This is a genomic window from Parvimonas parva, from assembly GCF_045866535.1.
GTDB classification, from domain to species: domain Bacteria; phylum Bacillota; class Clostridia; order Tissierellales; family Peptoniphilaceae; genus Parvimonas; species Parvimonas parva.
Genome location: NZ_AP038371.1, coordinates 574,374 through 598,374, shown reverse-complemented (window position 1 = coordinate 598,374; position 24,001 = coordinate 574,374). Strand labels below are relative to the sequence as shown.

Genomic DNA, 24,001 nt, shown 5'->3' with positions numbered 1-24,001 from the left:
AAAACAGCACCCATATCCTAATAACTATAATTTTCTGTTAAATTAGAATTTCTAACCATAGTATTATAAACTTTAGATTTTTCTAAAAGCTCACTATGTGTCCCTTGAGATTCCATTTTCCCATTTTCCATTACTATTATTTTATTTGCATTTTCAATAGACTTCATTCTATGTGAAATTACTAATACAGTTTTATTTTTAATAAGTTTATTTAAACTTTCTTGTATTTTCATTTCGTTTTCAACATCAAGACTTGCACTAATTTCATCAAGTAAAACTATTGGAGCGTTTTTCAAAAATGCACGAGCAATAGAGATTCTTTGTCTTTCTCCACCTGATAGTTTACTTCCATTTTCTCCAATTAAAGTATCGTATTTTTCAGGTAATTTTTCAATAAATTCTTCACAATTAGCAAGTCTTGCTGCCTCTTTTACTTGTTCATCAGTAGCATCTTTATTTCCAAATCTAATATTTTCTAAAATTGAAGTATTAAAAAGTGTAACCTCTTGAAAAACTATTGAAATATTTTCAAAAAGACTCTCTGTTTCAACACCCTTTATATCATTTCCATCTATAAGTATCTTTCCGCTATCATAGTCATACAATCTTGACATCAATCTCAGAACTGTTGTTTTTCCACAACCTGAAGGCCCAACTAATGCGGTAACTTCACCTTGTTTTGCAATAAATGAAATATCATTAATTACTTTATTTTCTCCATATCCGAACTCAACATTTTTGAATTCTATATCAAAATTATTTAATTTTTTAGGCTCTCCTTGTTGAACTTCAGCAGTTCTTAATTCTTTAATTCTTTGTAGATTTGCATCTAAATACATAAGCTCTGCAAGATTTGCAAACATACCGTTTACAGCATCAATTATCTTTGATGCACACATAATAAAAGCTACAAAATAAAGAAGAGAAACTTCACCATTCAAATAGAACATTGTTCCAAATAAAATGGTAGCACCAAGAGTTAAATTTTGAATATTAGTAGAAATACTTAGAAGAAGTACCATTTTAAATTCAGCTTTTATATGAATTTTTTCTGAATATTCAACATTTTCAAATATTTCTTTAGTAAATTTATCAACTTGGCCATAACTCTTTATCTCTTGTTGTAATTCAATAGCTTGTTGGAAATTTTCTGAAATATCTCTCATTATATCATAATATCTTTTATTGCCAACTAGTTGAATTTTTTTAGTAATAAAGATAAAACTCGTACTTATAATAATTGGAATTAATATACAAAGAGCAAGTTTAAAACTGGCGAACATCAACATTGCAATTATTAGAATCAAATAAAATATTAATCCAATAACCTTTGGAATAGCATGACTCATTGCATGTTCAATAGTTGAAACGTCTTTCATTATAGTTTGAGAAAGGTCTGAAATATCATGTTTTGAAAAGAAAGAAAGTGGTAAATTTTTCAAAATATTTGCAATTTCAATTCTAAGATTTGCACTTTCCTTGTAAGTTTCATTATATAAATTATCATATTCAATAGACATAATTACATACATCACGACAAGCATAACTAATATTCCGATGATAAAGAAAACTAGACTATTTGATTTCCCTTCAATAATATTTTGAACAAATATCATAAATAAAATCATTGGTATCATTAAGCTACAATATGATAAAAAAGAAGTAATTGATGCTTTTACAACTCCAACCGTACCTTTATCAGTTAATTGAAATATTCTTTTTAACATTTTCATAATTACATCCTCCATTCATTAGATTTAGAGAATAAATCTTGTAAAAATTTATATCTTCCACCAATTTCCATAAGCTCTTTATCAGTTCCTCTTTCAATGATTTTTCCATTATCTATAACTAAAATCTCATCTACATTTCTTATTGAACTTAATCTATGAGCAATCATAATTACTGTTTTATCCTTCATTAAATTAGAAAAAGCTAATTGTATTTCATGTTCGTTTTCAGGGTCAGATGCAGCCGATGCCTCATCTAAAATTATAATCTTAGCATCTTTTAAAATCGCTCTGGCAATGGCAATCCTTTGAGTTTCCCCACCGGATAAATATACACCTTTTGAGCCTATAACTGTATTTTCACGAGTTTCAAACTTATCTAAAATTTCTTCACATCTGGCAAGCTTTAAAGCATTCATAACCTCTTCGTAACTTGCATTTTCATTTCCAATTTTTACATTTTCAAAAATTGTAGTCTTGAAAAGTTTTGAATTTTGAAAAACAAAAGAAATATTCTTCATAATCGCATCTTTTGAATATGAAGAAATATTTTTACCACCTATCAAAATTTCTCCGTCTTCAATATTATAAAAACCGGAAATCAATTTTGCGATAGTTGATTTTCCACCACCTGATGAACCTACAAGCGCATAAGTTTTATTTTCTTCAAGTTTAAAACTTAAATTTTCTAAAATATTTTTTGTATCATATTTAAAAGTTACATTTTTGAATTCTATATTAAAATTAGAAAATTCTTCTTTGTTTCCATGATTAATATTATTTTTTCCCATTTCCACAAAAATATTTTCCAACTTATCTACTGCTTGAGTCGCCATAAATTGATGCATTCCAACATACATAATTCTCATAAAGCAACCAAATAATGTTCCTACAAAACAAGTAAAGAAAATTAATTTAATCATTATTTCTATATTAGATTGTCCACCATTTGAGAACATAATCGCAAAAGGAATTACATACGCAGACGCTCCAAGCAAAAGAATTTGAAATATAACATAAGGATTTTTACAAGTTTTACTATAATCATAAGCACATTTAGAATAATCCATAATGGCATCATAAAAAGATTTAAAAGAAAAAATTGACGCTTTAAATATTTTTAAAACTTGCATTCCTCTAACATATTCAACTGCCTCGCTATTAACTCTTTCCAATGCCTTATTATACTTATCCATAAATTCAACTTCACCAAACATAAGTTTTGTAAAAATTCCAGCTAAAATTGATAAAATAACAGTAGCAATTCCAAGATATAAATCTACTGCAAACATAATTCCAAATAAAAATATTGGAGTTATAACAGCAATTGTTATATCCGGAATTAAATGCGCAACAATCATATGTGTATCACTCGCATTATTATCTATAATTTTTCTAATTCTCCCTGACTCATTAACATCAAAAAATGCAAATGATGCACTCATCAAATGCTTTATCCCTGCCTTTCTAAGATTTGTTTCCAATCTGAATGCAAATAAATGAGTAAGCCCTACTGAAACAAAATAAACAAAAGATTGCAAAAGCATAACAACAAAAATGGTAATTGCATAATATTTTGCCTGTGTAAAATCTTTTTTCAACAAAAATTCATTTAAAAACTTATACAAAAACCAATAAGGCAACATTGAAAGTGCAGATGAAATAATACTCGTTATAATAGCAATATAAACAAGATATTTTTTGTCAGGCACATACTTAAATAATTTTTTGTAAATATTCATTTAACCCTCCTAAATTTTTTTATTTGGTATAAAATACCATATAGCAAAAATATTTTTAACTACTCCCATAAAAAATATTTTTACCCAACGACGTTGTCGTCGTTTAAAATTATTATACCACTTTCAATATTGCTTTTCAATATCTATGATAACAATTTCTATTTTTATTTTATAATATGGGAAATATTTTTTAATAATAATGATTTAAAAAAATATAAATAAACAACAAAAAAGACAACCTAATATTTGAGGTTGCCTTAAAAATTTTAACATATTCTTGGACACTATTTTACAAAAATTAATTGTCAATTTATTCTTTTATAGGATTTTTTATCTTTTTCCAAAATTTTAAACGATTAATAATATTCTATGATAAGAACTTTTTATTATTTTCATCTAATAAAAATTTATAAATATCTTCTGGAGAAACTTTTTTTATTTTATTTCTACTAACCTTTTCTAAATTTTTAACTTTTCCTTCTGTTGTAAATAAAAACACTTTTCCATCTAAATTTTCATATAGTTTAGCATCAATATCTATATCCCCCTGTTCTACTTGAGTAAAAGCTTTCTCTCCATTTTCATTAATCAAAACATATTCATAAAGCTGAGTTGATTTTAAACACAAAAAAGGTAGCACCTAAGCACTACCTTGATTTTTATCTATTTATTTTCTTCTTCATCTACTACTTCGTAATCAGCGTCAACTACATCATCTTTCTTTTGTTCTGCTCCTTGTGGGTTAGCATTTTGATATAATTTTTCTGAGATTTTGTAGAATTCTTGAGTTAAAGCATCATTTTTAGCTTTAATATCTTCTGTATTATCAGTTGTTAAAGCTGTTTTTAATTCTTCAAGTTTTGAAGTAACTGCTGATTTTTCTTCTTCTGAAATCTTACCTTCTAAGTCTTTTAAAGTCTTTTCAGTTTGATATACTAGAGATTCAGCGTTATTTTTAACTTCTACTGCTTCTTTTTTCTTCTTGTCTTCTTGAGCAAATTGTTCAGCTTCTCTAACCTTTTTGTTGATTTCTTCTTCTGATAATTTTGTTGATGCAGTAATTGTAATCTTTTGTTCATTACCTGAACCTAAGTCTTTTGCATGAACATTTACAATTCCGTTTGCATCTATATCAAAAGTAACTTCGATTTGTGGAACTCCTCTTGGTGCTGCAGGAATACCTGTTAATTGGAATCTTCCTAATGTAGTATTGTCGTGAGCAAATTCTCTTTCACCTTGTAAAACGTGAATATCTACTGCGGTTTGTCCATCAGCCGCTGTTGAAAATATTTGACTCTTCTTAGCTGGAATAGTTGTATTTCTTTCGATTAATCTAGTCATTACTCCACCCATTGTTTCAATACCTAATGACAATGGAGTTACGTCTAATAATAATAAGTCTTTAACTTCTCCAGTTAAAACTCCACCTTGAATCGCTGCACCGATAGCAACACATTCATCTGGGTTAATATCTTTTTGTGGTTCTTTTCCAATTAATTTCTTAACAGCCTCTTGTACTGCAGGAATTCTTGTTGAACCACCTACTAAAAGAACTTTATCAATTTCTGATGCAGTAAGTCCGGCGTCATTTAATGCCTCTCTAACCGGAACTAATGTCTTATCAACTAATGATGAAGTTAATTCTTCAAATTTAGCTCTCTTAATATCCATATTTAAGTGAACAGGTGCTCCGTCAACAGCAGTAATGAATGGTAAATTTACATTTGAAGTCATTGTAGTTGAAAGTTCTTTTTTAGCTTTTTCAGCAGCATCTTTTAATCTTTGCATTGCTGTTACATCTTTACTTAAATCTATTCCATTTTCTTTTTTGAATTCTGAAACAAGATAGTTCATTAAAACTTCGTCGAAATCATCTCCACCAAGTCTATTATTTCCTCTAGTAGATAAAACTTCAAAAACTCCATCTCCTATTTCTAATATAGAAACGTCAAATGTACCACCACCAAGGTCAAATACCATTATTTTATGTTGTTCAGTGTCTTTATCCATTCCATAAGCAAGCGCAGCTGCAGTTGGTTCGTTAATAATTCTCTTAACATTTAAACCTGCAATCTTTCCTGCATCTTTTGTAGCTTGTCTTTGGCTGTCTGTAAAGTAAGCCGGAACTGTAATTACTGCCTCTGAAACAGTTTCTCCTAAATAGCTTTCAACATCTGATTTAATTTTTTGTAAAATCATTGCTGAAATTTCTTCAGGACTATAATCTTTACCATCAATTTTTACCTTGTAATCTGTTCCCATTTCTCTTTTAATTGAAATGATTGTTCTTCCTGCATTTGTAATAGCTTGTCTTTTTGCAGTTTCCCCTACTAATCTTTCTCCATTTTTTGCAAAAGCAACTACTGAAGGAGTCGTTCTATTTCCTTCAACATTTGCAATAATTGTTGGTTCTCCACCTTCCATAACAGCTACTGCTGAGTTTGTTGTACCTAAATCAATACCTATAATCTTTGACATAATATTTTCCTCCTAATTATTCACTAACTTTAACCATACTAGGTCTAATTACTTTATCTTTAATTTTATATCCTTTTTCAAAAGTTTCTAATATGACACCACTTTCAACTCCGTCTTTACTTTCAGTCATAACTGCATTATGTAAATTCGGGTCAAAAACAGCACCATCGCTTTCAATTTCTTCCAACATTTCAGTTTTTAAAATTGATTCAAACTGCTCTTTAATCATAATAAAGCCTTTAACTACATCATCATCAACATTAAGATGAATAAATGCTCTATTAAAATTATCTAAAACAGGTAATAACTTCAAAATTAAGCCTTCATTTGCAAGTATAATAGAATTTGACTTTTCTCTTTCAGTTCTATTTCTATAATTTACAAAATCAGCTTGAAGTCTTAAAAGTTGATTTTTTAATTCTTCAATTTCTGAATTTAATTTTTCCTCAACTTCATTAAAAGAATTTTCTTCTAAATTTTCATTAGATACTTTTTCGGTATCTTCTTTAATTTCATCTTCTAAAATTTCTTTATTTTCTTCCAACTATTTCGCCTCCCGTCATTTTAAAATATCATTCATTCTATCATTTAAACTTAACATAGTTGATATTATCTTTTCATAATCCATTCTAGTTGGACCAATAACAGCTATCTTTCCTTTACTACCATTTCCTAAATCATAAGAAGTAGCAACAATGGTATTCTCATTTAAAAAGTCTTTATTATTTTCACTTCCGATACTAACATAAATTTCATTTCCATTATAACTTAAAAACAAATCTTCCAATTCATTTTTATCTTCTAAGAAATGAATAAGTTCTTTAGCCTTATTCATATCCCTATACTCCGGAAAGTTAAATATATTTGAAATACCTTCAAGCTCAATATCAGACTTTTCAGTTTTTGAAACCTCTTTTTCTATCAAGCCGGAAACTTCTGTAATAAATGGAATTTTTGAAACAAAAGTAAATTTTAAAAACTCTAATCTTTCATTCAAATCAGATACTTTAACATTTATTAAATATTTCTTTAAATAAAATATCAGTTCTTGTAAAATTTCTTCATTAATACTGTTTTTAACATCAAAAACGGTATTAACAACTTTTCCTGTGTCAAAAACTAAAACCAAAACATAATAATTTCCACTTATATTTATAACATCAATACTCTTTACAGAACAATCCATATAATCTGTAATCATAGTTGCCGTTATACATTCTGTAACCTCAGAAATTATCTTCGCAGATTCTTTAAAAATCTTATTTTTTTCATTAATATGCTTTGCCAGAACGTCAATTCCATACATATTTTTTGAAATTTCGTCAAAATGTGAAGATAATAAATAATTAACATAATGTCTATAAGCCTTATCCGACGGAATCCTACCGGAAGATGAATAGGCCTTGTTTAAAAAACCAAGCTCTTCCAAATCACTCATTTCATTCCTAACAGTAGCTGAACTTATTCCCATATCATATTGTTTGGAAATTGTCCTTGACCCAATAGGCTCAGAAGTACTGATATAACTATCTATTATGGCATATAAAATTTTCAATTTTCTATCATCAAGCATTTTATCACCTCTTTTTAGCACTCAACCTCTTAGACTGCTAACAATATTATATTACTATTATTCCCCTATGTCAAGTTTTAAAACAAATTTATTTAAAATTTATTTAAAATTTATTTAAAATTTATTTTCATGCACAAAAAAAGTAGCCCTAAGGCTACCTTTAAATACCTATTTAACTTATGCTTTAGCGATTTTTTCTCCAAATGCTACACAGTCATCTTCGTCTTCTGGTGTTGGACAATCATATACGCAAAGAGGTTCAGCTACGATTTTAGCTCCAACTCCTTCACATCTAACTTTCCAGTCTTTCATCCATTTTTGTCCTTCGTTCCATTCATAAGAACCGAATAAAGCAATCTTTCTTCCGTTTAATTCTTCTTCAACTTCTTCAAACATTGGTTCGAAACTTGATTCTTCAAGAACTTCATCTCCCATTGCTGGACAACCAAATGCAACTAGGTCGAAATCATTTAACATATCTGCTCCAAAATCATCACAGAAAATTACTTCAACTTCTGAACCTGCGTTTTCAATTCCTTCGGCGATACAATCAGCCATTTTTTCAGTATTACCTGTACCTGACCAATATACAACTGCTACTTTCATTTAAAAGTCCTCCTTAAATTTTAACTAACAAAGTAAAAGTTTATTGTATTTAAAAGTAAAATACAATACAATTAAATTTTCAACAATATTAGTTTTATTGTAAATTTAATTAATAATTTTTACAAGATAATAATAACAATAATCTAAAATTTTGTCAACTATTTTAAAAATTTTTATAATTAAAATAATTTTATTTTAATACTATATAAATTATAAAGTTACTACATCTGCCTTTAGTTTATATATAACGTCTTTTCTCTCAACGATTATATTTACTTTTTTTGAAAGTTCTTCATCATTTTTTATTTTTTCCAATAATCTTTTTGACGGATTAATCGTATAGGCATTGCCAAATCTTCTAAGCATTGATAAATCTCCTGTGGTATCTCCATAAGCAAAAGATTTTTCAATATCTATATCATACTTCTCAATCAGTTCTTTACAAACTCTATCTTTATTTTCACTATCCCACATCGGAAGAATTTTACCATTAAATTTTCTATTTTCATCGTATAGATACTTTGTAGCTCTATATTCTGTAATATCATATTTCTTAGCCATTTCTTCAACTAAAAAGTCCGGACTTCCAGAAACAAAAAATATTAAATGACCATTCTTTTTATGAAATTCTAATTGATTTCTTGAAAAAAGATAAACTCTTTCACACACTTTTTGAACAGATTGTTCAGCTATAAACTTATTATATTCAACGTCAAAGCCTTTTAAATCTGTAATATATTTTTCAGCAAGTGCCTCAATATAAGCATCATAAGCCCCATATCTATTAACATATTCCATATATAATTGCTTTACATCATTGACCCAAATGCTCTCATCTAAAATTTCATATTTTATAAGTCTTTTAAAATGTTCAATCATCAAAGATTCTCTCGCAATAGTTCCGTCAATGTCAAAAAAACTGGCTATATTAGACATGCAATCACCTACTTTTTCCTAAAGTTCATAAGTATTAAAGCATAGAAAAGCGAAACCACTCCACTTGTACCTATAATCATTGCATAATACAATGAATTAAGTCCTCTTGGAGTTATAATATTTGTCCAACCATCTGCTAAAAATACTGTTCCTGTTATTATTAAAACAAATGCAGGAATAAACTTTAAAAATCTATATTTTGCTCTGCTAAGCAAATAAGTTACAAGCATTCCAACAAATATCGCAAGCAACACGATAACAACAGATACTCTTTTTTTCAATAAAATTTCAAATAATTCCTTCATACTAAAACCTACTTTCTAATTCTTCTTTAAGTTCCGGTAAAGATTTAAGACATACATTGTCTTTGCTTATTTCCAACAAATCTAAAACTTCACACAAATCATCATAATGAGAAACCTCTATTTCCATATAAGGATATGGATAAACCTCCTTATCCCAAACATCAATATCTATATGTGCTTTTTTAAATGAATATGAAGTTCTAAACTTTTTCTCAATATCTAACTTATCATATCCCAAAAATTTTAAAATCTTTAGCATTTCAGAGCTATTTTCCAAAGGTACATTGTATTCATTAAACTCTTTAAGAATTTTATTTGCCTTATGTTCTTTGTAAGTAAGTTCCGAATTTATTTCTTTTCCATTTTCATCTAAAAATTTTCTAATTCTTAAAAAACTTCCCCTTGGAATACAATCAAACTTCGAAGAAGATAATCTTATATTCTCCTGATTTTCAGTTCGTAAAAACTTTGCGCCTAATTTTTTTAACTTTTCTTTTATTTCTTCAACATCTATATTTAAAATCTTAACTTCTAACTCTTTTTCCATTTTATCTCCTAATAAGTCTTGGAATAAATTTTAAGTAATCGGCAGAAAGACAATGAAACTCTATACCATCAACAACCTCATCAACAACATTATTTAACGAATGTGCGTGTAAATGCCCATATAAAACAATTTTTATATTATGCTCTTTTGCAAATAATCCAAAGTCATTAAGTGTTCTGTCCTTTTCTACCGGTGGATAATGGAAAAGACAAATTATTTCCTTTTCCTTATTTTTAACAGAATTGAAACTAAGCTCTAACCTCATAAGCTCTCTATTATAGATTTTTCTGTCCGTACTTTCAGAAAATTCAGAGGACTTTGGAGAAAGCCAACCTCTTGTTCCGATAAAGACATAATCTTCAGTTTCAATACTATTATTTTGTAAAAAAAACATATTTTTTAAATTTAATTCTTTTATCTTATTTAAACTACTCCACCACAAGTCGTGATTACCTTTTAAAAAAATCTTTTTTCCTGGAAGTTCTTCAATTCTCTTTAAATCATTATAAGCCTCTTCAATCTTCAAAGCCCAAGAAATATCACCCGGAACAATAACATAGTCATCGTCCTTTACAATTTCTTTCCAAGATTTAAACATTCTTTCTTCATAGTTTTCCCAAGCGGAGCCAAAAACCTCCATAGACTTATCCCCAGTATAATCTAAATGCAAATCAGATAAACCGTATATCATTCTAACTCCTAAACAAATTTTTTAACATTTTCAATACTTTGACTTGCAACCATATATCCCTCTTTATACAAATCGACAACATCTTGCATATTTGTTGTAAATGATTTGAATTTCAAAGGATTGATAGGTGCAAAAACAATAGCTTTTTCATCTTTTTCTAATCTATCAATTAAATCCATAGTCTTATTATATCTATCTTTTTCATTTTCCATTGATTCTATAAATTTCGGATAATCTTTATAACCAAATCTTACGATATCACTAATATCAGAATTTGTTCTTCTGTATCCTCTATTTTTGGCAAGTAAAATTACAAATTTATCATAACCTTTTTCAATCGCTCTTTCAAGTGGATTCGTATTATGCATTCCACCGTCAAAATATGGAATTCCATCAATCACAACACATTTTGCCATATCAGGAAGAGCAGAAGATGCTATTATCTTATCAACCATATCTAAAGTATTTTTAGCATCTTTTGATGAAAAGAATTTATAACTACCATCAATCAAAGAAGTAACACCTGCCTCAAATTCAGTTTCAATATTTTTATCAAATTCAGGAAAATCAAAAACTCCATTAACCATAGCTTTTAAATCTATCGGCTCTGATGAATTTTTTAAAACTTCCATATTTTTTGAAAATTCTAAAAATAATTTATTAACATCAAAAGCAATACCACTAACAAATTCAAAACCTGTAATTGCTCCGGCAGATACACCAACAACATAAGGAAATTTAATTCCATTTTCTTTAAAATAATCCAAAACCCCTTTCAAAAAGGCACCTCTCATCGCTCCACCTTCGATTACTAATGCAACCTTATTTTTCATAAAAAACTCCTTATTTTTTAAAATAATTATATTTTATATTGTACCATAAAACAAAAAAATATACAAAAAAAGTAAGTCTATTAAACTTACTTTTTTATAGTTTGAAAACAAATTTATTAATTAATATAAATTAAAATCATATTTATTATTTATAAATTTCTATTTAACAACTATGTTACAAATTTTTCCAGGAACAAAAATTTCTTTTACTACTGTTTTTCCTTCGATGAATTTTTTAACACTTTCGTTGTTGTAAAGTTCTTCTTTAAAATCTTCAAATTTTGCATCTTTTGCAATCATTAAAGTAGCTCTAACTTTTCCGTTTATTTGAATTGGCATTTCTACTTCTGTATCAATAGTTTTTGATTCATCATACTTTGGCCAAGTTTGTTCGAAGATATATCCTCCAAAATTCATTTCTTGCCATATTTCTTCTGTAATATGTGGAGAAACAGGATTTAATAAAATTAAAAATATTCTTAAATCTTCTCTTGAAATTTCTTTTGCAGAATAAAATTCGTTTATCAAAGTCATAAGTGATGCTATTGCAGTATTAAATTTAAGATTTTCAAAATCTTCTGAAACTTTTTTAATTGTCTTATGGATTGACTTTTCTAAAGATTTTGTCATTTCTTCACTAGAATTAGTTATTTCTTGTAATTTCCAAACTCTATCTAAGAATTTTCTACAACCGTTAATTCCACCGTCAGACCAAGACGCACTTCTTTCAAAATCTCCTAAGAACATTTCATAGCATCTTAAAGCATCTGCTCCATATTTGTCAATCATTTCGTCAGGATTTACTACATTTCCTCTTGATTTAGACATTTTTTCTCCATTTTCTCCAAGAATCATTCCATGAGAAGTTCTTTTTAAATATGGTTCTTTTGTATTTACAACTCCTATATCATAAAGGAATTTATGCCAAAATCTTGAGTATAATAAGTGCAATGTTGTATGTTCCATTCCACCATTGTACCAATCAACTTGACCAAAATAATCTAAAGCCTCTTTCCCAACAAGACTTTCTTTATTATGTGGGTCCATATATCTTAAATAATACCAAGAAGACCCTGCCCATTGTGGCATTGTATCTGTTTCTCTTTTTGCCTTTCCACCGCATTTTGGACAAGTACAATTTACAAAATCATCAATTTTTGAAAGTGGAGATTCTCCGGTTTCAGTTGGTTCAAATGAATCAAGCTCAGGTAATCTTAATGGTAATTCTTCTTCAGGAATAGCAACCCAACCACATTTATCACAATGTACTAGAGGAATCGGTTCTCCCCAATATCTTTGTCTTGAGAAAACCCAATCACGAAGTTTGAAATTAGTCTTTTTATTTCCTATTCCAAGTTCTGATAAATATTCAAAAATCTTTTCTTTTGCATCTTTAACTGAAAGTCCGTTTAAAAATCCTGAATTAACCATAATTCCTGTATTAGTGTCTGTATATGCTTTTTCATTAACATTTTCTCCACCACTTACTACTTCAACAATTTCCAAGCCAAATTTTTTAGCAAAGTCAAAATCTCTGGTGTCATGAGCAGGTACAGCCATAATTGCTCCACTTCCGTAAGTCATCAAAACATAATCTGAAATAAATACTGGAATTTCTTTTTGTGTGCAAGGATTGATTGCAGTAATTCCGTCAATCTTAACTCCTGTTTTATCTTTATTCATTTCTGTTCTTTCAAATTCAGATTTCTTTTGAACTTCTAAAACATATTTTTCAATTTCTTCTTTATTTTTTATTTTGCCAGCATATTTTTTTAGTAATGGATGCTCACAAGAAATAACCATATAAGTTGCTCCAAAAATTGTGTCAGGTCTAGTAGTATAAACTAAAATATCATCATCAATATCTTTCATTTTAAATTTAACTTCCATACCATAACTTCTGCCAATCCAGTTGATTTGTTGAGTTTTAACTCTATCAATAAAATCAACTTCTTCAAGGTCGTCTATAAGTCTATCTGCATATTCAGTTATCTTCAACATCCATTGATTTTTAACTTTATGTATAACTTCTCCACCACATCTTTCACAACAACCACCTACAACTTCTTCGTTAGACAAACCAACTTTACAAGACGTACAGAAATTTATAGGCATTTCCATTTTATATGCAAGACCTTTTTCAAACATCTTCATAAAAATCCATTGAGTCCATTTGTAATAATCAGGGTCTGTTGTATTTATTTCTCTGTCCCAATCAAAAGAAAAACCAATGCTCTTTAATTGTTTTTTGAAATTCTTAATATTATTTTTTGTTACAATTTCAGGATGAATTTTGTTTTTCATCGCATAGTTTTCAGTTGGAAGACCAAAAGCATCCCAACCCATAGTGAATAAAACATTTTGTCCTTCAAGTCTTCTCTTTCTACTTACAACGTCTAATGCAGTATATGGTCTTGGGTGTCCAACATGAAGTCCTTGTCCTGACGGATAAGGAAATTCTATCAATGCATAAAATTTTTCTTTATCATTTATTTCGCATTTAAAGGGTTTTTTTTCGTCCCAAATATCTTGCCATTTTTTTTCAATATTCTTTGGCTCATAATTTTTCATAACATTCCTCCATTCATAATATAAAAAAACTTCCGTCTCGAAAAGAGACGAAAGTTGAAATTTCCGTGGTACCACTCTAATTAGTAATTAACTCACTCTAAGATTATAACGTAATCAACGGCTTTCGCATTTCATGAGTAAATTCAATATACTAAAATATCATTTCACACCAAACAATGACTCTCTTAAAAATTAAATATATTTACTACTTTCAATCAAAAATTTTCTAAATTTACAATACAAATATTTTATCATATCTTTTATTTTTTTTCAATACATCAAAGTTCAAAATCAAAGTTTTTCTTGATGAATCGTTTAAAGAAAATATAATTTAACATTCCCTTTAAAAAAGTACAAAAAGAAATTACAACCCACATATAGCTTATATTCAATTTTGAATAAAAAACTAGATACGCAAGTGGAATTCTCAAAGCATTTGAAAATGTACTTATTATCGTAGGCGTTTTTGTATTTTTAAGTCCGTTAAACATTCCTGAAATTCCTATTTCAAGAGCTAAAAATATTTCAGAAAAAGCTAAAATTTTTAAATAACTAACACCCATTCTAATGGTATTAACATCATTTTTTATAAATAGTCTGATTATGTAGTCTGATGAAAAATATAAAAAGAATGAACAAAAAATTCCAATTCCTAAAATTATCTTAAGACCTTTTTTATATCCCAAAACTATATTATCATAATTTTTAGCTCCATAATTTTGACCAATCAATGCACAAAGTGCAATAGAAAAGCCTTCAACAGTCATCCAGTTTATGGCCTCTATCTGTACTGCAACATTCTCTGCTGCAACGGCACTTTCTCCCCAACTTGCAATTATTCTAAGTAAAATAGTTGAGATAAAAGCAAATATACAAGATTTAAAAGCAGTTGGAACTCCAAGTCTTAAAACCTCATAAAAAGTTGGCTTACTGAAATTTTTAATTAAATTAAAACCTTTTAAAATTTTACCATCTTTAATTGAAAAAATCACAAAAATGCTTGTAACAACTATTTGAGATAAAGTTGTAGCAACAGCTGCCCCTCTAACTCCAAGCTCAGGTAAACCAAAATAACCATAGATTAAAATCGGGTCTAAAACTATATTTATAATAAGCCCTAAGGAATTTGCAATAAATGGAACTTTACTATTTGCTGAGCCATTAAAAACTCCTGAAAATAGTGGATTTAAAAAAGTAAAAGGAACTCCTAATATAACAACTTTCAAATAACTATTTGCAAGCGAAATTACTAACTCACTCTTTATGTTAAAAAACTTAATTACATCTAATCTAAAAATATATAATAATATCGCAAAAGTAATAGACATAAATAAATTTATAACAACAGAAGTGTCAATATATTTTCTAAATTGCTTATCATCTTTGGAGCCTACACTATATGCAACACCTATTTCTATCCCTGTTTTTGAAACCAAAACAAGAGAATTAGCAAACCACATTATAAATGCTACTATTCCAACACCTGCTATCGCCTCTGTTCCCAGCTTTCCTACCCAAAATGTATCCATTAAAGTGTAAGACATCTGTATAAAAGAAGTTGTCATTATTGGAAGAGATAACATAAATAAATTTCTATATATTCTATTATCTAATAAATTTATTTTTTTCATAAACAATTCCTAAAGTTCATTTAATAAATCTTTTATATCTTCAACGCTTTTCTTGTACTTCTTATCACAGAAATTACAAGAAATTTCTATCTCTTTTCCCTCTTTCACTATATCATTAAGCTCTTTTTTACCTAAACTTAACAGCATATTATCTATCTTTTCATCACTACAATTACATTTATAATGAATAATCTTTTCTTCTATGATTCTAATGTTAAAAATCTTTAAAATAGAACAAATATAATCATAAAAACTCATATCATCAGACTTGGAGTTAATATAATTTTCCAACTCGGTTTTAAACATATCTGAGTAAATTGTAAATTGTGATAAATCTTTTTCTGTATAATTCGGCAAAAGCTCCATCATAAAACCAAAAGAAATATAATCATCAAGAACCTTTTTTACTTCCAAATTAACTGACGTTACAGTTTGATTGGATGCACTAAAATAATTAGTAAAATTTTCACTAATATTTGAAGAAATTATACTTGTCTGTCCAATATATGGAGATTTTAAACCTAAATCTTTTATCAAAACAAGTATTCCATTATCTCCAATAAAATCTTTCGAAATTTTTCCATTTTCATAGATTTTATCGTATTTACTTAAATTTTTATTTTCTAAATATCCGGTTATAAATGAATTGTTATATAACTTGGAAATAATAAGACCACAATCCCCATTTGTCTTTAATTTTAAATCTATACTATCAGTGTCGTTTTTTAAATCGGAATATAACAACGCATTCATCGTTAAAATTTTTCCCATTTCAATATTTGCACTAACAGAACTTTTTTGTAATTTTTCAAAATCTTTTACAATATCATCAGTAAAAGCGAAAAAAAATCGCATTGAATTATGCTCATCAATACATCTTAATATCTTTGCCATAAATACTCCTTAATATCAATTTCATATAAAATTATATACTAAAACTTTAAAGAAATCAATTGATAAAATAATATCTTTTTTTATTTTTAGTATATTTTTGACAATTTAAAAAATCTCCTATAATTTAAAAAATCCCCTAAAACTAGGAGATTTTACTTCTTGCTTAAAATTATATTATACCAATTTTAACTAATAATTAAGTTATTTAATTTTTATTATAATTTAACAACACCAGAAGCTTGAGGACCTTTAGCACCATCTACTACTTCAAATTCAACAGCTTGTCATTCTTCTAAAGTTCTAAATTCACCAGTTTCTTCTAATGCTGAATAATGTACAAATACATCTTCTCCATTTTCAGTAGAAATAAATCCAAATCCTTTAGTTGCATTGAACCATTTTACAGTTCCCTTCATATCCTTTTATCCTCCAATACTATAGGAAATATGTAATATTTTAATATTACCTTATTACTATAACATAATTGGAAGAATAAAGCAATAGTTATCATTCTAAAAGTAAAATTTATTTATCATCAAGCATACTTAATTGGTTTTCCATTTGCTTTCTTAATTTTTCTTTTTCATAGTAGCATTTTCTACAAAGAGGCTCATAACTTTCTGATGCACCAAGTTTTATTCTTTCGTCATCTTGTGTTTTTCTGTAACTAACCCAAGCGTCAACTCCACAATTTGCACAAACGGCATGGTGCTTATAAAGATAATCAGCTCTTGGCATAAGTTCCTTTACAAGTTCAAAAGGTTCAGCCTTAAAGTCCATATCAAGTCCTGCAAGTACGATTGTAAATCCATTTTCTAAAAATAAATTTAAAGTTTCAACTATTTTACATATATCTCCTTTAATGAATTGTACTTCATCAATACCGATGACGCTTGCCTTACTTGTTTTCATAAATTCAATAATATCATCAATATTCTCAACCGGAATTGCCTTCATTTTATTATTGTCATGAGTAACAATTTCTTTGTCAGCATATCTATTATCAAATTTCGGTTTAAAAACTATCGTTTCATATTTTGCGATTTCAAATCTATTTAAATCTTTCCACAAACTTGAAGTTTTACCGGAGAACATACTTCCGGTATGTAAAATTAATTTTCCTTTATATTGATGCATAACTAACCCTCAAAAACAACTTCTTCCACAGATAAAATTACAATATCTTCCAAAGGTTTGTCATTTGAACAATAAGTATTTGCTATTTCATCAACAACTTCCATTCCTTTAAAAACTTGACCGAAAACAGTATGTTTAAAGTCTAACCAAAAAGCTCCACCATTTTTTTCATAATTTTCAACAACTTCATCAGGATATATTTTCTTATCAGAATTTTTCAAATAATTTATATAATCATCAGAAATTTTGCTATTTTGAACAATGAAAAATTGACTTCCATTTGTATTTGGCCCGGCATTTGCCATTGACAATGCTCCTCTATAATTTCTAAAATTAATGTCAAATTCATCTTCAAAAGCCTCTCCCCAGATGCTTTCACCACCCATTCCTGTTCCTGTTGGGTCGCCACCTTGAATCATAAAATCTCTAATAACTCTGTGAAAAATAACTCCATTATAGTATCCTTTTTTAGAAAGTGTAATAAAATTTTCACAAGCCTTAGGAGCAACTTCGTTAAAAAGCTTAAAAGAAATTTCTCCTACATTTGTTTTCATAACATAAATTTTTTCGCCAATTTTTGGCATTTCCAATTGTGACATACTACTCTCCTTTATAATTTCTTCTTAAAATTCCTCTATATACTAAAGTTATGTATCTTCCCTTAAAAAATTCAGCATCTTCAAATTCGCCTTCAATTTTAAGTCCACATTTTTCCATAACTCTTCCGGAGGCAACATTTTCTTTTATATGAAGTCCACAAACTTTATTAACTTTTAATGTATTAAACGCATAATCAAGCATAAAGTTTAAAGTTTCACTCATATATCCTTTATTCCAATATTTTTTATTCAAAACATATCCAAAAGTCAAAGAATTATTTTTTATATCTGCTCTAAAATCAAAACTTCCAATACATTTATTAGAAATTTTTTCAACTATTGCAAAACAATATTCATTTTTCATAAAAATATCTTCAATAACTTTTTTAGTTTCTATAAGATTTTTATGTTTATCCCAAGTAACAAATTCACAAGTTTCATCATCACTTCCAAATTCGTAAACATCATCTATATCATCTAAATTAAATTTTCTAAAAATCAATCTTTCACTTTGCATAATAAATCCTCACTAAATTCTAAACCTGTTTTATTTAAAATGCTAAAAAAGTATTCATCAGGTAAAACTGTAAAATTCATATTTTCATTTGTAATTGGGTGTAAAAATTCCAAATTATACGCATGTAGCATTTGTCCATTCGCCTTTATCTTTTCATTTTTATTCCCATAAGTTTCATCTCCTACAATAGGGTGATTTAAGCTACTAAAATGAACTCTTATCTGATGAGTACGTCCTGTATGAAGAGTAACGCGAACTAAAGAATATTTAAAATTTGAGCTTAAAATACTATATTCTGTAAGTGCATCTTTACCTGATTTACTTTTTACACTCATTTTTTTTCTATCTTTCTCATCACGACCGATAGGTTTATCAATGAAACCATGTTCTTTTGAAAAACTTCCATTACAAATTGCCAAATATTTTTTCTTTATAGCTCTATTTGAAAACATTTCAACTAATTGTAAATGTGTTTCATCATCTTTCGCACAAATTATAAGCCCTGTTGTATCTTTATCTAATCTATGAACAATACCCGGCCTTTCAGTATTTACCATTGATAATTTGCAATGATTTAAAAGCGCATTAACCAAAGTATGTTCTTCATTTCCAACAGCAGGGTGAACAACCATATTCCTTGGTTTATTTAGAATTATTATATAATCGTCCTCATATACAATATCTAATTTTATATCTTCAGCTATTAACTTTGTTTCTTTTTTTTCTGGAATTGAAACAAAAATTTCATCTCCAATTTTCAATATAACATTCGGTTTTACATTCTTACCATTTACCAAAACCAAATTTTTCTTTATTAACTTTTGAATTGAAGTTCTTGATAAATCAGAAATTTTAAGAGATAAAAACGCATCGCATCTAATCTCTTTATCACAAATATATTTTAATTCAGTCAAAAATTACACTCTCCAATCTATCGGTTTAACTCCCTTGCTTATCAAAAAGTCATTCGCCTTAGAGAACGGTTTACTTCCAAAAAATCCTCTATGTGCAGAAAAAGGAGATGGGTGCATACTTGTAATTATAAAATTATTTTCATCTTTTTTAATTAAATTACTCTTTGAAATTGCAAAATTTCCCCAAAGCACAAAAACTTTAGGATAATCAAAATTTGAAATTATTTCAATGACTCTGTCTGTGAAAATTTGCCAACCTATATCCTTATGTGAATTGGGTTTTGCTTTTTCAACAGTAAGAGTTGCATTTAGTAAAAATACTCCCTGTTCAACCCAAGAAGTTAAATCCCCATGAGTTGGTGGTGTAATTCCTAAATCAGAATATAATTCAAGATAAATATTCCTAAGTGAAGGGGGAATCCTTTCTCCCTTGTTCACTGAAAAGCTCATTCCATTAGCTTGATTTTCTCCGTGATATGGGTCTTGTCCAAGTATTACAACCTTAATATCCTTAGGATTTATTTTATTAAAAATATTAAAAACAAATTCATTAGGTGGAAATATTGTCTTATGTTTATATTCCTCATTTAAAAAATTTTTCATTTTAACAAAATATTCTTTTTGAAATTCATCTTTTAAATATTCATTCCAAGCTACATAGTTTGAACTCATCTTAATTCTCCTTTTTAGAAAATGAAATAACTATAAGTAAAAAACAAGCTACACAAATATAAATATCTGCAAAATTAAAAACCGGAAAATCGTACAAGCCACCAAATCTTGTATGAATAAAGTCAACTACAAAAGAAAATCTGATTCTATCAATACAATTTCCCAATGCTCCACAAGCTATTAAAGCATATAAAACTTGCTCTATCTTAGAAATTTTTTCTTTATTTTTATTTATATAAAATAAAATTGCCAAAAAAGCAACTAAAGAAATAAAAATAAAGAAATATTTATATCCACTAAAGCTTCCAAAAGCCACTCCAGTATTTTCAACATAAGTAAATTCTAACCAATCTTTAATGACGACAACTGAATCTACTCCTTTAAGTTTGGTTAAAGTAATGTATTTAGTTAGTTGGTCTAAAAATAGCCCAATAATTAAAATTACATATATCATATAGAATACCTCTTAACATTAACAACATATTTATTCTTTTTAGTAAAACCACACAAGCAATCTACCTTAAACTTTCCCTCTCCTCTTATTGAGATAATATCATTTTCATTTATCTTCTTGTCAAAATCTTTACACTCTTCATAATTCAGCTTAACATTTCCATTTTTTATAAACTTTTGAGAAAGCTCTCTTGAAGTTCTTGCAAGTTCTTTTACAAAACAATCCAATCTTAAACTTGAAACAATTATTTTTTCATCTTCATACTTTTTAAAACTTGTAGGAATAAAGTTTTCATTTAAAATTTCTAATTTTAAATCTTGTCTTGAAAACTCAAGACCATTTGAAAATATAAAAGTTCCAATAGGCTTTAAACAATAAACATACCAGTAACCGTCAATTTTTATAATCTCTCCAATTTTTTCACGACTTATCCCTAAATGTAAAATACTTCCTAAAATATTTCTATGCTCTATTTTGGAAATATCTTTAAATCTTAAAGTTTCTAAATAGTCATCTAAAACATAATCGTCTCTATAAAAAATTACAAATTTTCTTTCAAAATCTTCGTCAGAAAAAATAATATCATAATTCAAGTCAAAGTTTTTTAAAACTCTTTTTACATACTCAAATTCCAAAGGAGTAAAAAAGTTAGAAACAAATATGTCCTTATAACTTTTTTCCATAGAAACAAGACCATCTAAAAATTTATTGATGGTCTTTTTTACTTCTATATTATTAATATTATCTAAAATCTTAAACTTATCAAATGATTTCATTTAATTATAATTGATAAAATCCGTTATTTTCAATTTGGTCTTTAACTTTTCCATCAATATCAATTCCCTTAGGAGCTAATATAAAAATGTCTTTTGTAACTTTTTGGATTTTTCCACTTAAAGAATAAATACCACCACTTACAAAGTCAAAGATTTGTCTTTTCTTATCAACTTCTAACATTTCTAAATTTAATACAACAACTTTTCCCTTTAAAACATCATCTAAAACTTGAGTTCCATCATCAAAAGTTATCGGTTCTCTAATAGAAATTAAAAATCTGCTAATATTTGGCATTGTAACCACATTAGATTTTTCTTTTTCTAAAGCTAATTTACTACTAGCGTTTTTAGCATAAGTTTCTCCAACTGATTTAGGTTGTTTTTCTACAACCACTTCTTCTTCATAATCATCGTATTCATCTTCTAAATCATCATTTCCAACAAATTTCTTTATTTTGTCCATAAAGCCTGCCATAACGTTCCTCCTCATATTTTTATTTTTTATAACAAGCGAAAATTTAAAATTTTCTAATTGTAATCTAAACATTATTCAACTAACAAATTAACATTTGATATAGTTTCTTTTACCAAATATTGAAGTTCCAATCCTTATAAGATTAGCGCCTTCCTCTATGGCAATTGTAAAATCATTACTCATTCCCATAGATAATATTTTCATATCCACATTTTTTAAATTTAATTTTGAAATTTCATCAAAAAGACTTTTCATCTTTCTAAAATAAACTCTTGTATCCTCAATATTTTCACAATATGGAGCCACAGTCATAAGTCCATTTACAAAAACATTATCTCTTTTTGAAATTTCTTTTATAAAATCAAATACATTCTCCTCAAAAATACCAGATTTACTTTCTTCTTTTCCGATATTTACTTCAACTAAACACTTTACAATAATTCCCTTGTTTTTTGCCTCCAAGTCCAATTTATCTAAAAGTGAAATTCTATCCAAAGAATGTATCAATTCAACCTTATCAATTATAGACTTAACCTTATTCGTTTGAAGATGACCAATCATATGAAATTTAACTTTTCCCTCAAAGTATTCATACTTTTTTAAAATTTCTTGAACTTTATTTTCTCCAAAAGTGTTAAAGCCTAAATCTATCGCCTCCTGAATCTTATCAACATCAACAGTCTTTGAAACAGGTAATAAAAATATTTCTTTTTCATCTCTATTTACATTTTTACAAGCTAGAGATATTTTTTCTCGTATATTATTTATATTTGATTTCATTATTTTAAAATTGCTCCTTCTTTAATCTTACTAGCATCTTTTAAAATATTAGAAAAAATTCCAACCGAGCTATTAACAGAATCAATATAAACCTTAGAATTTATCTTGTCGATAAATTTAATCACAACCTTTGACCTCTTAATATTATTAAAAGAATCAACAGTTAAAACATAATTTTCTCCATCTTTAGAAGTCAATGCACTAGAGGGTAACTCAAAAGCACCGGTAACAGATTTTACTACATTTAAATCTATAAATCTCTTATCTGCAACTTCGTTAAAAGCTGATGAGAATTGAGCAACTATTAAATCATATTCTGAACCACTCTTTATATTTTTTATAACTCCAGTAGCAACAGAATCTCCAATATTTACCTTTATGCTATTATTTACAGCTATATTATCCAACGCTCCAGTTTTTAATCTAATACATAAATAGTATTTTAAATTATCTACTATTTTTATGCCTTCGATATTTGATATATTATCACTACTATCAAAATTAAAATCTTTTTCGTCAATAGAATCAATAACAGAAAAATCATATACATTTTCAAGACCATCAATTTTTTTAAGGACAATTCCTGAATTTTTTGAAACAATTTTTCCAGAATTAATTGTATCATTTAACAAAGAATATCTAAAAAGTTTATCTGAACTGTATTTTTTCCCAAAAGCAATTTTATTTTGCTCACTTGAAAGTATATCAAAAGTTTTTGAAAAATTCTTATCTCTAATAAATTTCAAAATATTTTCCAAATCAATTTTTTCAGTATTTGTTTCCTTACTTTCAGATTGTTTCTTTAAAGTTTCAACCTTTTCAGCCAAATAATCTTTAAAGTTCGAATCAATTTGGGAAACATCAACCTCTCCAATTTCTTTATCAACATTTACTTTTGAACTATCTACTTCAATATCACTTTTTCCTAAATAATATAAGTATTCATCTTTTATAACTAATGCTTTAGAAGAAAGTTTTAAGTCATAAGTTTTAGGCTTTTCTAAAACAATTATTTCATCACTATAATTTTTATTAAAAAACACATTTTTAACTAAAAACAAAATACCAAATAAAATAAAAATAATTAAAACCCAATGTCCTCTAGCATTAGACAAAACATTATTACGTTTTTTCATATAA

The 24,001-nt window shown here is 27.6% G+C and carries 25 protein-coding genes, 1 pseudogene and 1 other annotated feature; all 26 genes and pseudogenes read right to left on the bottom strand.

The annotated features are described in order from the left end of the window. Positions 1–17: 17 nt before the first annotated feature. The 26 genes and pseudogenes from ACKTSI_RS03165 to ACKTSI_RS03040 all read right to left on the bottom strand — a co-directional run bounded on the left by ACKTSI_RS03165 (position 18) and on the right by ACKTSI_RS03040 (position 23,997). Positions 18–1,736, bottom strand: a complete 1,719-nt coding sequence (locus ACKTSI_RS03165) for an ABC transporter ATP-binding protein (protein WP_407863121.1) — start codon at positions 1,734–1,736, stop codon at positions 18–20. Continuing rightward, positions 1,736–3,472, bottom strand: a complete 1,737-nt coding sequence (locus tag ACKTSI_RS03160) for an ABC transporter ATP-binding protein (RefSeq protein WP_407863077.1) — start codon at positions 3,470–3,472, stop codon at positions 1,736–1,738. The genes ACKTSI_RS03165 and ACKTSI_RS03160 overlap by 1 nt, the downstream gene beginning before the upstream one ends. Positions 3,473–3,839: 367 nt before the next feature. After that, positions 3,840–4,100, bottom strand: coding sequence for a hypothetical protein (locus ACKTSI_RS03155; protein WP_407863076.1), 261 nt, complete (start codon positions 4,098–4,100; stop codon positions 3,840–3,842). Positions 4,101–4,135: 35 nt separating this feature from the next. Continuing rightward, the gene (gene dnaK / locus ACKTSI_RS03150; RefSeq protein ID WP_311525827.1) at positions 4,136–5,950 is read right to left on the bottom strand and encodes a molecular chaperone DnaK; all 1,815 of its coding nucleotides are present in this window, start codon (positions 5,948–5,950) and stop codon (positions 4,136–4,138) included. A gap of 16 nt (positions 5,951–5,966) precedes the next feature. After that, complete coding sequence (grpE, locus tag ACKTSI_RS03145) at positions 5,967–6,494, bottom strand: nucleotide exchange factor GrpE (RefSeq protein WP_407863075.1); 528 nt, start codon at positions 6,492–6,494, stop codon at positions 5,967–5,969. Positions 6,495–6,509: 15 nt separating this feature from the next. Beyond that, a complete protein-coding gene (hrcA, locus tag ACKTSI_RS03140; RefSeq protein ID WP_407863074.1) occupies positions 6,510–7,544 on the bottom strand; it encodes a heat-inducible transcriptional repressor HrcA in 1,035 nt (344 codons plus the stop codon). Between the two features lie 156 nt (positions 7,545–7,700). Next, a complete protein-coding gene (locus ACKTSI_RS03135) occupies positions 7,701–8,129 on the bottom strand; it encodes a flavodoxin (RefSeq protein WP_068471872.1) in 429 nt (142 codons plus the stop codon). A gap of 210 nt (positions 8,130–8,339) precedes the next feature. Continuing rightward, positions 8,340–9,065, bottom strand: coding sequence for an HAD family hydrolase (locus ACKTSI_RS03130; RefSeq protein WP_407863073.1), 726 nt, complete (start codon positions 9,063–9,065; stop codon positions 8,340–8,342). Between the two features lie 8 nt (positions 9,066–9,073). Then, positions 9,074–9,370 carry a hypothetical protein gene (locus tag ACKTSI_RS03125; protein ID WP_068471875.1) on the bottom strand — a complete coding sequence of 99 codons (297 nt, stop codon included), beginning with the start codon at positions 9,368–9,370 and terminating at the stop codon, positions 9,074–9,076. A 1-nt stretch (position 9,371) separates the two neighbouring features. Beyond that, positions 9,372–9,917 (bottom strand): class IV adenylate cyclase, encoded by a 546-nt coding sequence (locus ACKTSI_RS03120; RefSeq protein WP_407863072.1) that lies wholly within the window; start codon positions 9,915–9,917, stop codon positions 9,372–9,374. Position 9,918: 1 nt separating this feature from the next. Continuing rightward, positions 9,919–10,608, bottom strand: coding sequence for a metallophosphoesterase (locus ACKTSI_RS03115; RefSeq protein ID WP_068471879.1), 690 nt, complete (start codon positions 10,606–10,608; stop codon positions 9,919–9,921). Positions 10,609–10,616: 8 nt separating this feature from the next. Next, positions 10,617–11,441: a patatin family protein gene (locus tag ACKTSI_RS03110; protein ID WP_407863071.1), complete on the bottom strand. Its 825-nt coding sequence runs from the start codon at positions 11,439–11,441 to the stop codon at positions 10,617–10,619. Between the two features lie 159 nt (positions 11,442–11,600). Then, positions 11,601–14,012: a leucine--tRNA ligase gene (gene leuS / locus ACKTSI_RS03105; protein WP_407863070.1), complete on the bottom strand. Its 2,412-nt coding sequence runs from the start codon at positions 14,010–14,012 to the stop codon at positions 11,601–11,603. Positions 14,013–14,052: 40 nt separating this feature from the next. After that, positions 14,053–14,240, bottom strand: a binding site (T-box leader). A 50-nt stretch (positions 14,241–14,290) separates the two neighbouring features. Then, positions 14,291–15,643 (bottom strand): MATE family efflux transporter, encoded by a 1,353-nt coding sequence (locus ACKTSI_RS03100; protein ID WP_068471885.1) that lies wholly within the window; start codon positions 15,641–15,643, stop codon positions 14,291–14,293. A gap of 9 nt (positions 15,644–15,652) precedes the next feature. Further along, the gene (locus ACKTSI_RS03095) at positions 15,653–16,537 is read right to left on the bottom strand and encodes an Hsp33 family molecular chaperone HslO (protein ID WP_407863069.1); all 885 of its coding nucleotides are present in this window, start codon (positions 16,535–16,537) and stop codon (positions 15,653–15,655) included. 215 nt (positions 16,538–16,752) lie between these two features. Next, positions 16,753–16,953, bottom strand: a pseudogene (locus tag ACKTSI_RS03090) (cold-shock protein). 109 nt (positions 16,954–17,062) lie between these two features. Then, entirely contained in the window at positions 17,063–17,674 is a 612-nt protein-coding gene (locus ACKTSI_RS03085) for a thymidine kinase (protein WP_201275065.1), read from the bottom strand. Between the two features lie 2 nt (positions 17,675–17,676). After that, positions 17,677–18,273, bottom strand: coding sequence for a peptidylprolyl isomerase (locus tag ACKTSI_RS03080; RefSeq protein WP_068471894.1), 597 nt, complete (start codon positions 18,271–18,273; stop codon positions 17,677–17,679). A 1-nt stretch (position 18,274) separates the two neighbouring features. After that, positions 18,275–18,790 (bottom strand): GNAT family N-acetyltransferase, encoded by a 516-nt coding sequence (locus ACKTSI_RS03075; RefSeq protein WP_311525817.1) that lies wholly within the window; start codon positions 18,788–18,790, stop codon positions 18,275–18,277. Beyond that, on the bottom strand, positions 18,772–19,704 hold the full coding sequence (locus tag ACKTSI_RS03070) for an RluA family pseudouridine synthase (protein WP_308577323.1): 933 nt from the start codon (positions 19,702–19,704) through the stop codon (positions 18,772–18,774). The genes ACKTSI_RS03075 and ACKTSI_RS03070 overlap by 19 nt, the downstream gene beginning before the upstream one ends. A gap of 3 nt (positions 19,705–19,707) precedes the next feature. Beyond that, complete coding sequence (locus ACKTSI_RS03065) at positions 19,708–20,376, bottom strand: uracil-DNA glycosylase (protein WP_288979551.1); 669 nt, start codon at positions 20,374–20,376, stop codon at positions 19,708–19,710. Between the two features lies 1 nt (position 20,377). Beyond that, positions 20,378–20,830, bottom strand: coding sequence for a signal peptidase II (gene lspA / locus ACKTSI_RS03060; protein ID WP_288868055.1), 453 nt, complete (start codon positions 20,828–20,830; stop codon positions 20,378–20,380). Beyond that, positions 20,827–21,606: a YlmH/Sll1252 family protein gene (locus ACKTSI_RS03055; RefSeq protein WP_068471904.1), complete on the bottom strand. Its 780-nt coding sequence runs from the start codon at positions 21,604–21,606 to the stop codon at positions 20,827–20,829. The genes lspA and ACKTSI_RS03055 overlap by 4 nt, the downstream gene beginning before the upstream one ends. A gap of 4 nt (positions 21,607–21,610) precedes the next feature. Beyond that, a complete protein-coding gene (locus ACKTSI_RS03050; protein WP_068471906.1) occupies positions 21,611–22,081 on the bottom strand; it encodes a cell division protein SepF in 471 nt (156 codons plus the stop codon). 87 nt (positions 22,082–22,168) lie between these two features. After that, the gene (locus ACKTSI_RS03045) at positions 22,169–22,861 is read right to left on the bottom strand and encodes a YggS family pyridoxal phosphate-dependent enzyme (RefSeq protein WP_407863068.1); all 693 of its coding nucleotides are present in this window, start codon (positions 22,859–22,861) and stop codon (positions 22,169–22,171) included. Beyond that, on the bottom strand, positions 22,861–23,997 hold the full coding sequence (locus tag ACKTSI_RS03040) for an HlyD family efflux transporter periplasmic adaptor subunit (RefSeq protein WP_068471910.1): 1,137 nt from the start codon (positions 23,995–23,997) through the stop codon (positions 22,861–22,863). Before ACKTSI_RS03040 ends, ACKTSI_RS03045 begins: the two co-directional genes overlap by 1 nt. Positions 23,998–24,001: the final 4 nt, after the last annotated feature.